We start from the raw sequence: 14,072 nt of genomic DNA, 5'->3' as shown, positions 1-14,072 counted from the left end.
GGTGTTTTATTGGGAAGGGTGGGGGATGCCCCAGGTTCCGCCCGTGGCGCATGCATCCCTCACCGTTGGCGGCAATATGTCCGCGGAGTGCCTTCTCCTACACCTGCCGAAGCATCCGACACACTGAGTGCCATAACACCCCGGTGCAACGGGAGGTTATGGCACTGAGTGGAGGAGTTGCGCGGACGGCGCGCTGCTCGTTATTTGAGGGCGTCGATGACGAAGTCGATGCAATTCAGCAGTGCCCGCACATCTGCCGGGTCGACGGAGACGAAGGTCGCGATGCGCAGCTGATTGCGGCCGAGCTTGCGGTACGGTTCCACGTCGACGACGCCGTTGGCCCGCAGCACCTTGGCCACGGCAGCCGCGTCGACCGAGTCATCGAAGTCGACGGTGGCCACGACCGAAGAACGATCGGCCGGGTCGACGACATAGGGGTGGGTCGCCTCGGCGGATTCCGCCCAGTCGTAGACGAGCCCGGCGGACTCAGCGGTCCGTTCGGCCGCCCAGGACAGGCCGCCGTTGCCATTGATCCACTCGATCTGCTCGGCGAGCAGCAGCAGGGTCGACACGGCCGGGGTGTTGTAGGTCTGATCCTTGGCCGAGTTCTCGATCGCGGTGACCAGGTCGAGCGAGGTCGGGATCCAACGTCCGGAGTCCTTGATCTCCTGTGCCCGCGCGATCGCCCGCGGCGACATGATCGCCACCCACAGGCCGCCGTCGGAGCCCATGTTCTTCTGCGGGGCGAAGTAGTAGACGTCGGTCTCGGCGATGTCGACGTTGAGGCCGCCGGCACCGGAGGTCGCATCGATGACGACGAGGGCATCCTCGGCGATCCCGGCCGGACGGGCGATCCGAGTGGCCACACCGGTCGAGGTCTCATTATGCGGCCAGGCGAAGACGTCGGCGGCGGATTCGCCGGCGGCCGCCTCGGCGGGGGAGCCCACGAGACCCGCGGCAGCCAGGGCCTCAGGCGTCGGGATCGCGGCGGTGCCCGGTTCGGCGTTCAGGATGAGCGAGGACTTCAGGTGCGGAGCGGTGTCGGTGGCCTTCGCGAACTTCTGACCGAACTCGCCGAAGGTCGCGTGGGCGGCCCGCTCGCGGACGAGACCGAAGGCCGCGACGTCCCAGAACACGGTGGACCCGCCGTTGCCGAGCACCACTTCATAACCCTCGGGCAAGCTGAACAGCTCGGCCAGTCCGGAACGGATGCGGCCGACGAGGTTCTTCACCGGCGCCTGGCGGTGGCTGGTGCCGAGCACCTCGGTCGCGGCCGAGGTCAGCGCCTCGATCTGGGCGGGGCGGATCCGGGCCGGGCCGGACCCGAAGCGTCCGTCGGCGGGCAGGAGGTTCTTCGGGATCTCAATATTCGTCGCAGTCACGCTCGACATTCTACGGCGAGCCCGTCCGCCGCCCGGGACCGGTCCGTCATGTGACGGAAGGCGGACGTCGCCCCGTCACTCCCTGCGACGAATGCACGACATCGCCCGCCTCGACCGCACCCGCCGAGGCGGGACCCGGCTGACTCGTGTCCGTGCCGCGTCGTAGAGTGAAGACATGAGTGAGCCCGTCGATCGTCTTCCGCAGACCCGGAAGTCCTATGACTCTGCCGTCTTCGAACACCCGGATACCGCACCCCTGGACCTGCTGCGCCAGTGGTACGACGAGGCGGCCGACCATGTCCGCGAACCGAATGCGATGACCGTCTCGACCCTCGACGAATGGGGCCCGAGCTCGCGCATCGTCCTGCTCAAAGGCCTCGACGAGCGCGGACTCCTCTTCTTCACCGACTACGACTCCGCGAAGGGCCGGGCGCTGCAGGCCGATCCCCGCATCGCCGTGAACTTTCCCTGGCAGGACATGGAACGACAGGTCCGCATCCGCGGCCTCGCCGAGGTGGCCGCCCCCGAGGACTCGGACGCGTACTTCGCCGTGCGCCCCCGTGGATCGCAGATCGGGGCGACCGTGTCCAAGCAGTCCCAGCCGGTGACCAGTCGCGAGCAGATGCAGGTCGAATACGATGCCGCGGCGGCCGAGCTCGAGGGCCGTGACGTGCCGCGTCCCGATCACTGGGGTGGATTCCGCGTGCGCGTCTTCGAGATCGAATTCTGGCAGGGCCAGCAGAACCGATTCCACGACCGGTGGGTCTTCCGGCGGGCCGACGGCAGCCACGAAACGGCCGGCCTCGACGACGCCTCGTCCTGGGAGGTCGTGCGCCTCTACCCCTGAGGCCCGACGATCTCTACCCCTAGGCCAGACGATCACCGGCGCTCACCGACGAATACGCGAATACGAAGGAGTATCGATGACCTCGACCCATACCTCTGCTCAGTACGGACCCGACGCGGTCTTCGACAACCTCATCGGCGGCAGGCGGGTGCCGAGTGAGGACCGAACGACGAACACGAACCCGTCCGACCCCTCCGATGTGATCGGCCGCTTTGCCCGCGCGGACGCCGCCACGGTCGCCTCGGCGATCGATGCCGCCCGTGCGGCCGCCCCCGCCTGGGCAGACCTCGGCTCACAGCAGCGCTTTGCGATCCTCGACAAGGCCGGCAGCCTCATCGCCGACCGCGCCGACGAACTCGGCGACCTCCTCGCCCGGGAAGAGGGCAAACAGTTCGCCGAAGCCAAGGGCGAGGTGCTGCGCGCCTCCCAGATCTTCAAGTTCTTCGCCGGTGAGACCATCCGCAACACCGGCGAGATCGTCGACTCCGTCCGCCCCGGACTCATCGCCGAGATGACGCACGAACCCATCGGCGTCATCGGCATCATCACCCCGTGGAACTTCCCGATCGCCATCCCGGCCTGGAAGATCGCCCCGGCGCTGGCCTTCAGCAACACGATCGTGTTCAAGCCTGCCGAACTCGTCCCCGCCAGTGCGTATGCGCTCACCGATATCCTCGCCGAGGCGGGACTGCCCGACGGAGTCCTCAACCTCGTCATGGGGCCCGGTTCCGTGGTCGGGGACGCCCTGACCACCTCGGCGAAGGTCGACGCCGTGACCTTCACCGGGTCCGTCGCCGTCGGACGGTCCGTCATCGCCTCGGCCGCGGCCCACCAGATCAGGGTGCAGTGCGAAATGGGCGGGAAGAACCCGCTCGTGGTGCTCGGCGACGCCGATCTCGAAGCGGCCGCCGACGCCGCGATCAATGGTGCCTTCTTCTCCACCGGTCAGCGCTGCACTGCGTCCTCCCGCCTCATCGTCACCTCCGATGTGCACGACGAATTCGTCGCACTGCTCAAGGAGAAGATGGCGGCACTGACCGTCGGCGACGCCCGCGCCGCGGGAGTCGCCATCGGACCCGTGGTCTCCCGGGCTCAGCTCGACCAGGACCTCGACTACATCGCCACGGCCCGGGCCGAGGGTGGGGAAGTCACCGGCGGTGAACTCATCGAATCGGGCACGGGTGGGTACTTCCTCGCTCCGGCTCTGGTCACGGGCACGAAGCCGGGCGACACGATCAACGTCGACGAGGTCTTCGGCCCGGTCGCCTCGGTGATCGAGGTCGCCGACTACGACGAAGCGCTCGCGGTCGCCAACGACACCGAGTTCGGGCTCTCGGCCGGCATCTTCACGACCTCCCTGAAATATTCGACCCACTTCAAGCGTTACGCCCAGGCCGGGATGGTCATGGTGAACGCCCCGACGGCAGGCGTGGACTACCACGTGTCCTTCGGTGGACGGAAAGGGTCGAGCTTTGGTCCCCGCGAGCAGGCTCGGGCGGCACGCGAGTTCTTCACGGTGCACAAGACGACCTACACGAATGCGGGCTGAGCGGGTCGGTGCGCATTCCTGCGCGGGCGGGCCGAAACCCATGCAGCCTGAGCCGTCCGGCGGCGGGCGATGTCGTGCGCGGACCCGGGCGATTCCTCGACTCACGGGATTCGCTGAACGCACGATAGGATTGGTCCAGATCGCAACGGCCGCGAACGGGTTCGCCTGTGCGGGGCGGGACAGGGTCGCAGCGACCCGAATTGGTGACAGCGCCTGAAACGGTCGAAACGACCTGAAGACGAAGAGTGGAGTGGCTGGTCAGAAGTGAACGACCTCATTGATACAACCGAGATGTACCTCAAATCGATCATCGAGCTCGAGGAACAGTCGATCGTGCCTTTGCGTGCCCGCATCGCCGAGCGCCTGGATCATTCCGGTCCCACCGTGTCACAGACCGTGGCGCGGATGGAGCGCGACGGTCTGCTCCACGTCGGCAATGACCGTCATCTCGAGCTCACTCCGGAGGGGCGTCGGATCGCCACCGACGTCATGCGCAAGCACCGTCTGGCCGAGCGCCTTCTCTCCGATGTCGTCGGACTCGAGTGGGAACTCGTCCACGACGAGGCCTGCCGCTGGGAACACGTGATGAGCGAGCAGGTCGAGCGCAAGCTCGTGAAGCTGCTGTCCGAGACCTCCACCGGGCCCTACGGCAACCCGATCCCGGGCCTCGACGTCATCGGCGGCGAAGCCTCGACGGCCACCGAGGTCATTGACCTCGCCACGGCGGTCGGCCGGGACGGCGCGAAGAAGCTGACGATCGCCTGGCTGGCCGAACCCCTGCAGGTCGATATTCACCTGCTTCAGCAGTTCCAGGTCGCCGGTGTCCTGCCGGGCAGCGACGTCGAGATCTCGCGCAACGGCGAATACATCACCGTGCAGGTGCCCGGCGCGCAGGACGTGCTCGACCTGCCGGTCGAGACTGCCTCGCACGTCTTCGCCTACCGGAGCTGAGGCGTACAGAAGTCTCAGTCCGATAGCGACGGGACTGGAGCTCCGCAACATCGAGGCAGTGGCTCGATAGCGGCAAGGCTGGAGTTCCGTAGCGTCGAGTCTGGAGTTCCGTAACGTCGAGGCGGTGGCTCGATAACGACGAGGATGAGCAGCGGTAACGAAAGAGCGGGTGCCTGAGCCCCGATTCGTTACAAATCACTGTGATCTCCGACCCAGGGAGCGGTTCTCCGCCCTCTGGGTCGCATCGTATAACGAGAAAATGTTACGAATATTTCAAGCCATTTCAGGCCTCTGACCTGCACGTTTATGGAAAACATCACGGTTTCCCTCCGGTGGTTGTGACAAAAACGTGACAATCAGTCACCGATTGGTTACAGTTGTTGAGGTCGTTCACGCACTGACGACTTCGCAGCGAGATCCGAGCGCCGCGCTCGCTGCGAGATACCAAGGACCGATAGCGGCGGTTGGCTGAGACAGCCAATAGGAACGAGAGGGAAAACGTGGCAACTAAGCAGCATGGCCGCCGCGCCGCCGATGCCAAGGTCAAGACTCCACTGACCGAACTCACTGAACTTCTGAACGCCAATTCGGGCGTCTTCGGCCGTCGTGCAGCTGTTGTCGCTGCCAGCGGTGGTCTGCTGACCGCCGCAGTGATGCCGGCCGCCGGCCAGGGAGCCGACGACCAGAACAAGGTCTCCGCAGAAGCCGAGACCACCCAGAAGGTCGACTTCGAGAACCAGACCGTCACCATCGGCGACGACTCGAACAGCAAGAAGGACGACAAGAAGTCCGACTCCTTCGGCGTCGAGAGCAAGGCCATCACCGCCGAGGCTGCCCCGAAGCCCGAGCCCAAGCCCGAGCCTGCAGAAACCTCCTCCGCTGACTCCGATGAGTCGGCCGGAACCTCCGACGACACCGCCAACAGCGGATCGTCCGATTCGGGCGAGTCCGACTCCAAGGGTGCCGGATCCATCGACGGATCCAAGGCCGAGCAGGTCCTCGCCTGGGCGGCCAAGGGTGTCGGAACCCCCTACGTCATGGGTGGAACCAGCCAGAGCGGCTGGGACTGCTCCGGATACACCTCCTGGGTCTACAGCCACGTCGGCGTGAACCTGCCCCGCACCTCCGGTGCCCAGAAGGGTGCAGGCCAGATCGTCTCGCAGTCCGAAGCCAAGCCCGGTGACCTCATCTGGCACCCCGGCCACGTCGGCATCTACGCCGGTGGCGGACAGATGTACGATGCCGGTTCGCCGAGCTCGGGAACCTCGAAGCGCAGCTACAGCTGGATGGGCAACGTCACCTTCATCCGCGTTCTCTGATCTTCATCACCGAAAAGCTCCCCGCACGACTCGACGGTCCTCGAGTCGCACGGGGAGCTTTTCGTATGCCCGGAAAGTTGAGTCCGCGCACCGGCAGTGTGTCAGCATTCTCTGGTTCGAAATTCATACGTACTGATCAAGATCACCACATATGAATTTCGAAGCAGTGCATGTGCTCCATTCGGCCGACAACGTCGCCGAGGCGGGCCGACTGCCCGTGCGCCCGCCGGCCCGCTTGCGCCCGACAACCTCGCCGAGGCGGGCCGACCGCCCGTGCGCCCGCCCGCTTGCGCCGGCCCGCGTGCGCCCGGTCCGGTGAGTGCGCTGAACTCCCGGTTCGGTGAACGCAAGCCGAAGTTTCCGTGACGCGAGCCGTATGAATTGGGTCACGGGCGCGCGCGGCGTTACTCTGGAGAAGATTGAGTTCCATGATAGGTGGGCACCAAATGGTGTCGACCGCTGATTCGAAGGAAAGCAGATGGGGCATAGTCGAATAATTCGAATAGCCGCTCCAGTCTCTGGCGCGGAGCACATATCTGTCTCCGTGCCCTCTTTCCCAGGCGTCGTGCCCATGAGCACGGCGCCTTTTGTGTTCCCTGGGGCCGGGGCAGCCGGTTTCGGCCCGGAAGAGAAGAAGATGAGGGGCGAGATATGAAGACTCTCGTGCTGAACGCCGGTTACGAACCGCTGTCGATCGTTCCGTTCACACGGGCCGTGGTGCTCGTGCTGACCGGAAAGGCAACAGTCCTGGCCGCAGAGGACATTCCGGTGAGATCCGAGCACATGAGTCTCGATCAGCCCTCCGTCATCCTGCTCACCCGCTATGTGCGCCCGCCGAGCAACCGTCGCGTCTCGCTTTCCCGCAGGGGAGTCCTGCGCCGGGACGGCCACCGCTGCGCCTACTGCTCCAAACCGGCATACACAGTCGACCACGTGCTCCCACGCTCCCGTGGGGGAGCGAACACCTGGGAGAACCTCGTCGCCTGCTGCCGCGAATGCAACAACCGCAAAGGCAACCGCACCCTCGGTGAGATCGGATGGAAGCTCAACTTCCTCCCGCAGGAGCCCCGCCTGGGGCAGCTGTGGATGCGTGGGATCGACAGACCCGTCGAGAAGTGGCGCCCGTTCCTCGAATACTCCAGCGCCGCCTGACAATCCGGCATCGTCCCAGATAGGGAACGGTGTTGTCCGAATGCTGACGGAATTCGGATAACGATGTGACATAGGCGAAGTTCTCACAGTCATTGTGATTTAGGGTGGACGAAACAGAAGTTCGCTTCGACCCAAGGAGCTTGCGATGAGTGAGCAGGATCGCCCCCAGAATCCCGACCCGGCCCCGGCCGGCGAGACCGAAGCCGTCATCGTCGGAATCGACGGTTCTCCGCCGAGCCGCAACGCCCTGGCCTGGGCGATCCAAGAAGCACGTTCCTTAGACCGTCCGATCCGCCTCGTCGGTGCCTACACGATCCCGAGCGTGGCGGCTGCCGCGATCGACGTGTCCTATGTGCCCATCGACGACAGTTCGATCCGTGCGGCCGTGACGAACACGCTCAAGGAGGCGGCTGCCGAGGTCAAGGCGGCCGGAGTCCCCGTCGAAGCCGTCATCGAGATCGGCGATGCCGCCGGCGTGCTCATCGACGAATCGAAGACCGGCTGCCTCACCGTCGTCGGGTCCCGCGGTCGCGGCGGTTTCGCCGGTCGTCTCCTCGGGACGGTCTCGAGCGCACTGCCTGCGCACTCGGCGTGTCCGACGGTGGTCGTCCCCGCGTGCTGGGACAACCAGGCCGAGCGTCCCGCGCATCCGACCTCGTCACGGCCGATCCGGCAGGACGGCGTCGAGGTCGAAACCCATGACCCCGATGCCGAGTCGATCGACGGTCTGCGCTTCGACGGCAAGGTCGTCGTCGGCGTCGACTCCCTCGGTGCCGAGTCCCCGGCGCTGTGGAAGGCTGCCCGACTGGCCGTGCGCCGCGGTTCACCGCTGCACATCGTCGCCGTGATCACCACGACGGTCATCGGCCCCGAATGGCTGCCGAGCACCGCCGATCTCGAACGACTCGTCAACGAGGGGGCGGACAAACTCGTCGTCGCCAAACAGCGTCTGGCCGAGGAGTTCCCGGATCTCGACGTCACCTGGACGCTCTTCGACGGCCAACCCGCCGAGGTGCTCGTCCGAGCCTCTGACACAGCCGAGGTGCTCGTCATCGGATCGCGCGGTCGCGGTGGATTCGCCGGTCTCCTGCTCGGTTCCACCTCGCAGTCGGTGCTGCCGTACTCGCAATGCCCGACGATGGTCGTCCGCGTCGCCCGCGATCACGGTCGCCGCAAGCACAACGAGGCCCCGCCGGAGCCGGGGCTCTAGACTCCGTCCGGGCCGGGGAGGCCCAAGTCCGCGACTCGGATCTGTCCGATGGTGCGGACGCAAATCGCCGAGGCGGCCGATCAGATCGATCGGCCGCCTCGGCGAGGGTGGATCCTCGGTGATCATGGGTCAGGACGACGTCGGAAACCGGTGTTGGCTTCGTCAGGTGATTCTGGCGCCCCCGGCGCGATTCGAACGCGCGACACCGGCTTTAGGAGAGCCGTGCTCTATCCCCTGAGCTACGGGGGCCAGGTGGTCATCCTCAACCACGATCACCCAGTGTAGCGTAGAAGAAACCTCACTGTTCCACGGTGTGCCAGCACCTATTATGGACAGATTCTCGTTAGGGTCGAATTGTGTCGGATTCCGTTAGAGACGAACAGTTCCCAGAACTCGGAGATGTCTTCGCCGAGTGGAAGAAGCAGGCCGCCCATCTGGGCGGTCGCGACACCATGCTTCATTTCCGGGACTCCCGTGACGGCAGCATCGACCTCTCCGGCGCCCACCCCTCCGGCCTGGCACAGCTGCTGGCCGGACGCGCCACCCGGCTCTCCAGCCTCATCCGCGACCACGACATCCTCACCGATGCGCGCCGTCGCGCGAAGTCCATCCGCTCGAAGGCGGAGCAGCTCGACAACGAACGCGGCATCCGCACCGCACACCTGGCGATCGGATTCGCCTCGTGGACGGAGAAGGACGCGAAGTACAAGTTCAACGCCCCCGTCGTCATGCGCCACATCACGCTGGTGCCCCGCGGATCCCGCGTCGAAGACTACGAGATCGTGCTCGACAACGAGATCACGATCAACCCGGCGCTCGTCCAGCACCTCGGAGAGGAATACGACCTCGAGGTGCCCGTCGATGACTGGGTCGACGCGACCGGTGGCCCGCACGGCTTCGACCCGGGACCGGCCCTCGACCGCCTGCGTGATCTGGGGCAGAGCGTGCCCGGTCTGCGGATCAACCACCGCCTGATCATCTCGACGTTCGCGAACATCGCGAGCCCGTTCTCCACCGACTACCTGCCCACCCAGCACCCCGTGCTGCGGGCGCTGGCCGGCGACGAAGAGGTGCGTGCCTCTCTCGGCGGGCCCTCCTATGTGCCGCAGCCGGGAGTCCTCCCCGACGAGAAGATGGCCGCGGCAGAAGAAGCCGAGAAGAAGCGAGCCGAAGCGAAGAGAGTCGCCGGCGCCGTCGACGAGACAGAAGCCGACGGTGCATCGGACGCGGCCGAAAGTCAGCCGAAATCAGCGCCTGAGGCGAAGGACACCGACGCCGAGAAGACCGAGGCAGAAGGCAGCACCGCCGAGGCGTCTTCCGAGTCGGCAGAGGTGTCCGCAGGCGAGTCGACGACCGGCGGCGACGAGAAGGCGGGCGAGAAGACTTCGGCCGACGCGGACGCCGCTGCCGCTGCCGGCACCGATCCCGCTGCCGGCACCGATGATGACGAGGACTACGGTCAGCCGACCGTGCCCATCACCGACGAACCCCTCGATGCGGCAAAGCCGAGCGCCGGCACCCAAGCCGCCGGCGACGAAGCAGCTGGCACCGAAGCCGCCGGTGACAAGACTGCCCGTGACACGTCGGCCGACGGCGAGGAGCCGTCGACAACCCACGCCGAGGCTGCTCCTGCAGTCGAGTCCGAGAAGAGCGCGCCGGCGATCGATGCTGCCGCAGGCACAACGCCCGATGCTGCGGCCACAACCCCCGGTGCTGCGGCCAAGGCCGATTCCGGCTCGGAGAAGTCCGAGTCCGACTCAGCTGCAGACGGCGAGGCGACAACAGCATCTGCGACCGGCGCCGACGGCGAGGACGTCGTTCCCGCCGCGCTCCAGGAGCCGATCACTCCGCTTCCCGACAGGAAGCCGCAGGAGGAGTTCCTCGTCATCGACGTCGACGGAGACCAGCAGGCCGTCGTCGATGCCGCCGTGTCCGGTCACTCCGTCGTCGTCGACACCCCGCCCGGTACCGGCGCCACCCAGGTCGCCGTCGCCGTGGCCACCACCCTGGCACACACCGGCAAGAGCGTGCTCTTCCTTGCGCAGACTTCCGATGCGCTCGACGATTTCTCCGCTCGCCTCGGCGAGGTCGGACTCTCCGACTTCGCCGTCGACACCCGCGCCGGCTCGGAAGACATCCGCAAGCAGCTCATCGGTCTCATCGCCTCGGCGGAGAAGTCCGAACGCCCCGACCTCTCCCGTCTGCTGACCGAACTCAACGAACAGCGCGCGACCCTTGCCGACCATGTCTCCTCCCTGCACCGCAGGCGCAAGCCGTGGGACGTCTCCGTCTACGAAACCATGCAGCACCTCGCCGAACTGACCTCCGGCGACAACTCCCCGCAGACGCCGGTGCGCTTCGACGACGACATCCTCGGCGCCAGCGACGACCGCCGGAACATCCTGCGGGGCAAGCTCGGCGAGCTCGCTCGACTCGGCGCATTCACCCTCGATGTCGAGGACACCGTGTGGTTCGGAGCCGACCTCAAATCCGTCGAGGAGGCCGAAGCCGCACGCACGGTGGCCGAACGCATCGGTCGGATGATCCCCGACCTCATCGCCGCGACCGAACCGGTGCTGCAGAAGGCGAAACTCAATCCGCGCCGCAATATCGACGACTGGTCCCGCGCCATCCGCGTGCTCCTGCGCGTGCGCAAGACGCTCGACAACTTCGCCCCCGACATCTACGACCACCGTCTCGACGACCTCATCGCCGCCACCGGCACACCCGAATACCGGGTCGAAGTCGGCGTCGAGATGGGCATGATGCAGCGTCGTCGACTGAAGAAGTCGGCCGCGGAGTTCCTCCGCCCGGGCGCCGAGGTGGCCGACCTCCACGAGGCCCTCATCGATGTCCGCGCCCAGCGAGTCATCCTCTCCGACCTCGCCGGGCACGACGGTCGCCCGCAGATTCCGCGCGGCGTCCTCGAAGCCGATGAGATCCTCCAGAGCGTCGAAGCAGATATGGCCAAGCTCGCTCCGATCCTCGAGACCACCCCGGACGGCGGCGACCTCGGCTCGATGCTCATCGAGGAGCTTCAGGCACGTGCCGAAGCGATGGGCCGCGATTCAGAGAACCTCGCCGAACTGCCCGAACGTTCCCGCCTGCAGCGTGAGCTCGACGGTGAGGGCCTCGGCGACCTCATGGCCGATCTGCGCCGGCGAAAGGTCGACGAAGCACTCGTCGGCCCAGAATTCGACCTCGCCTACTGGGCCTCCGTGCTGCAGACCATGGCCGGCGAAGATCCCGCGATCGGTCGCCATGACGGTGCCGCTCTCCACCAGGTGGCCGAAGGCTTCCGCGAAAACGACCGCGCCTTCGTCGCCGCCGGTGCCTCCCGCCTGCGCTATAACCACGCACAGGCATGGAAACGCGGAATCGACTCCGACCCCATCGCCGCCGGAGTCATCAAACAGGAGCTTCTGTCGAAGCACACCTCGGTCAACCGGATCTCCACTCAGGCACCCGAACTGCTGACGACTCTGGCACCGGTGTGGATGGGCAGCCCGTACACGGTGCCCGAACTCTTCTCCGCCCTGCCGCTCTTCGACGCGGTCGTCATCGCCGACGCCGGACGACTGTCGGTCGCCGATGTCGTTCCCGGAATCACCCGCGCCCGCCAGGTCATCTCGCTCGGCGACTCCCGGCTGCTCGGACCGCGCCCGTTCTCGGTCGCCGTCGATCGGTTCGGCATGGACGATGGGAAACATCCACGATCGGTGCAGGACCGCCTCGGCGAGTTCCTGCCGCGGATGCGGCTGTCGAATTCCTATCGACTGTCCCCGGTCGGGCTCATCGACCTGGCCAACCGGCATTTCTACGATTCGACGATTTCGACGCTGCCGACCGCGCACACCGGTGAGGGCAGCGGCCTCGAATTCTCCTATGTCGCCGACGGCCGAGGTCCCACGGACATCGGCACCGGTCGGGTCGAGAGTCCTGACGCCGAGGTCAAACGGGTCGTCGACCTGGTGCTCAAGCACGCGCGGAACCGGTCGCGAGAGTCGCTGGCCGTCGTCGCGCTCACCCCGCATCACGCTCAGCGGGTGGCCACGGCGATCTCACGGGCGATGAAGGATCTGCCGTATGTGGCGGCGTTCTTCAACGACTCGACGAAGGAGCCGTTCGTCGTCACCGACGCCGAACGCGTTCAGGGCATGTCGCGCGATGCCGTGATCTTCACCCTCGGCTTCGGCCGCACCGTCCACGGTCGCGTCATCCACGACTTCGGACCGCTGTCCGGGACGGACGGGCGACGCATCCTCGCGGCCACGATGACGCGAGCCCGGAAGCGGCTGACGCTGGTCTCGAGCATCGAGGCCGAGGACTTCGACCGCAGCAAACTCAACGGGGGAGCGGTCATGCTGCCGCGTCTGCTCGAAGAGATCGCGACCGGCGGCGTCCACCAGCCCGGGCCGCACGGCGAGATCTACGATCCGCTGATGGGTGACATCGCCGACCGGCTGCTGCAGCTCGGCGTCGTCGCTCACGAGCACTACAACGGCATCGATCTGGCCGTGGCGAACTCGACCGAGGATGAGCACGGAATGATCATCGCCGTCGCCGGCGACGGACCCGAATACGCTTCGATGCGCAGCCTGCGCCAACGCGACCGGGTGCTGCCCGAACAGCTGACCCGCCGCGGTTGGAAGTTCATGCGCGTATGGTCCACCGATGCGTTCGTCGACCCGCAGACCGAGACCGAGAAGATCTTCGAGGCCTGGCGAGCGACCGTGGAGACGATGAGCCCGCAGGCCGTGCTCAATGCGGCACGCGCCGCATCGGTGGTCGTCGGCCGCACCGGCAGTCGCCCGAAGCTCGTCCCCGGTCTGCCGATGCACAAGTACTCCGCCGAAGGCCTCGACCAGATGATCGACTGGATCCAGTCGGATGCGGTGGTCCGCGGCGACGGCGAGATCAAGGATCTGCTGCGCACCGCTCTGGCTCAGAAGGGCAATTCGAGCCGAGGCGACTCCCAGCTGCAGGCCGCCGTGGATCGGTACCGCGAACGCCATGCTCAGGCGAAGAAGGTCACGGGCGCTGAGGTGTTCATCCCGCGGTCGAACTCCGCCGGGCCCGTCGAAGACGACATCCTGCCGACCTTCGACACCGGCAAGATCCGTGCCGATGAGCTCCGGTCGGCCGGACTCGTCCAGACCGCAAGCAACGACCAGGTCCCCGAGGCGGCCGATGACTCCGCCAGCACCGAATCCGTTGGTGCGGGGGCCGACGGCACCGATGACAACGGCGCTGGTTCGGCTGAGACCGAGCGTGGCGGGGCCGCCTCGGCGAAGTCGGGGCCGAAGAACGACGATGCCTGACCGGCCCTCCGGCGACGAGGATGCTGATCGGGACCGAGAACCGGTCGACAGCGATCGAGAACCGTCTGATTCCAGCGACGACGGGGCCCCCACCGATCCCGACAGTACGCCGTCAGGTGATGACGATGCCGAGGCCGACGGGTCTCGGAAGGCCCGGATAGAAGCGGCGAAGCGCCGATACCGCGCCACTCTGCGCAATGAAGCCGATACCAATGGTGGCGGCTTCAGCGAGGACTTCTACCGTTCACAGAAGCCCCCGCACTGGTCGTAGAGCCGTATCCGGCGATAGCTCCGGCGCTATCTGGTCGTAGCGTTCTATCCGGTTGCAGGCCGCCCAACAG

Annotated in this window: 9 protein-coding genes and 1 tRNA gene; 8 read left to right on the top strand and 2 right to left on the bottom strand. The window is 66.3% G+C overall.

Annotated features, from left to right (window positions below; translation table 11 throughout):
* Positions 1 to 200: 200 nt before the first annotated feature.
* Complete coding sequence (gene serC, locus QYM46_RS15720) at positions 201 to 1,382, bottom strand: phosphoserine transaminase (RefSeq protein ID WP_432789722.1); 1,182 nt, start codon at positions 1,380 to 1,382, stop codon at positions 201 to 203.
* Positions 1,383 to 1,557: 175 nt separating this feature from the next.
* Here serC and pdxH point away from each other — a divergent pair, with 175 nt between their 5' ends.
* The 6 genes from pdxH (at position 1,558) to QYM46_RS15690 (ending at position 8,410) form a co-directional block, all read left to right on the top strand.
* Positions 1,558 to 2,229 carry a pyridoxamine 5'-phosphate oxidase gene (gene pdxH, locus QYM46_RS15715; RefSeq protein ID WP_432789721.1) on the top strand — a complete coding sequence of 224 codons (672 nt, stop codon included), beginning with the start codon at positions 1,558 to 1,560 and terminating at the stop codon, positions 2,227 to 2,229.
* Positions 2,230 to 2,305: 76 nt separating this feature from the next.
* Entirely contained in the window at positions 2,306 to 3,778 is a 1,473-nt protein-coding gene (locus QYM46_RS15710; protein WP_432789720.1) for an aldehyde dehydrogenase family protein, read from the top strand.
* 264 nt (positions 3,779 to 4,042) lie between these two features.
* Positions 4,043 to 4,729: a metal-dependent transcriptional regulator gene (locus QYM46_RS15705; RefSeq protein WP_025780343.1), complete on the top strand. Its 687-nt coding sequence runs from the start codon at positions 4,043 to 4,045 to the stop codon at positions 4,727 to 4,729.
* Positions 4,730 to 5,229: 500 nt separating this feature from the next.
* Positions 5,230 to 6,048 (top strand): C40 family peptidase, encoded by an 819-nt coding sequence (locus tag QYM46_RS15700; protein ID WP_432789719.1) that lies wholly within the window; start codon positions 5,230 to 5,232, stop codon positions 6,046 to 6,048.
* A 651-nt stretch (positions 6,049 to 6,699) separates the two neighbouring features.
* Entirely contained in the window at positions 6,700 to 7,200 is a 501-nt protein-coding gene (locus tag QYM46_RS15695; RefSeq protein ID WP_432789718.1) for an HNH endonuclease, read from the top strand.
* A 145-nt stretch (positions 7,201 to 7,345) separates the two neighbouring features.
* Entirely contained in the window at positions 7,346 to 8,410 is a 1,065-nt protein-coding gene (locus tag QYM46_RS15690) for a universal stress protein (RefSeq protein ID WP_169253182.1), read from the top strand.
* Positions 8,411 to 8,583: 173 nt separating this feature from the next.
* Here QYM46_RS15690 and QYM46_RS15685 read toward each other — a convergent pair.
* A tRNA-Arg gene (locus QYM46_RS15685) sits at positions 8,584 to 8,659 on the bottom strand.
* Positions 8,660 to 8,766: 107 nt separating this feature from the next.
* On the opposite strand from QYM46_RS15685, the gene QYM46_RS15680 reads away from it, so the two are divergent.
* Positions 8,767 to 13,731 carry a DUF4011 domain-containing protein gene (locus QYM46_RS15680; protein WP_432789717.1) on the top strand — a complete coding sequence of 1,655 codons (4,965 nt, stop codon included), beginning with the start codon at positions 8,767 to 8,769 and terminating at the stop codon, positions 13,729 to 13,731.
* Complete coding sequence (locus QYM46_RS15675) at positions 13,724 to 14,002, top strand: hypothetical protein (RefSeq protein ID WP_169253180.1); 279 nt, start codon at positions 13,724 to 13,726, stop codon at positions 14,000 to 14,002. Before QYM46_RS15680 ends, QYM46_RS15675 begins: the two co-directional genes overlap by 8 nt.
* Positions 14,003 to 14,072: the final 70 nt, after the last annotated feature.

The organism is Brevibacterium sp. K11IcPPYGO002 (assembly GCF_050920635.1).
Lineage (GTDB): Bacteria > Actinomycetota > Actinomycetes > Actinomycetales > Brevibacteriaceae > Brevibacterium.
This window is presented reverse-complemented; position numbering and strand designations above follow the sequence as displayed.

Coding starts and splice junctions, on each gene's coding strand:
- QYM46_RS15710 (WP_432789720.1), top strand. CDS start 2,306: ATGACCTCGACCCATACCTCTGCTCAGTACGGACCCGACGCGGTCTTC.
- pdxH (WP_432789721.1), top strand. CDS start 1,558: ATGAGTGAGCCCGTCGATCGTCTTCCGCAGACCCGGAAGTCCTATGAC.
- QYM46_RS15690 (WP_169253182.1), top strand. CDS start 7,346: ATGAGTGAGCAGGATCGCCCCCAGAATCCCGACCCGGCCCCGGCCGGC.
- QYM46_RS15675 (WP_169253180.1), top strand. CDS start 13,724: ATGCCTGACCGGCCCTCCGGCGACGAGGATGCTGATCGGGACCGAGAA.
- QYM46_RS15695 (WP_432789718.1), top strand. CDS start 6,700: ATGAAGACTCTCGTGCTGAACGCCGGTTACGAACCGCTGTCGATCGTT.